Below are 243 nucleotides of genomic sequence, written 5' to 3' on the forward strand. Positions count from 1 at the left end.
ATCACGACATTGAACTGGGAACCCCAGATGAGCTAGAAGAGTTGGGAGAGTTCGACTATAAGTATCTTCCTGAAAAGATCAAAGTAGTCAATAAATTGATCTCTCCGAAAGGGTATGCATTATTTACCTATCCCACAACTGGTGATTTCTATGCTCTATTCATTGCGGAACTTGAGCACAAGGATGCTTTAACGCAGGTGGATTTGTTAGGAAATGAGGATATTCCTGAAAAAGAGCGATATA

Annotated in this window: 1 protein-coding gene; it reads left to right on the top strand. The window is 39.9% G+C overall.

Going from position 1 to position 243, the window contains the following annotated elements:
• On the top strand, positions 1-243 hold a 243-nt coding region (locus A6049_RS33555; protein WP_481853596.1), incomplete at both ends, for a DUF6630 family protein.

It is taken from the genome of Paenibacillus sp. O199, assembly GCF_001636635.1.
Taxonomy (GTDB): Bacteria; Bacillota; Bacilli; order Paenibacillales; family Paenibacillaceae; genus Paenibacillus; species Paenibacillus marchantiae.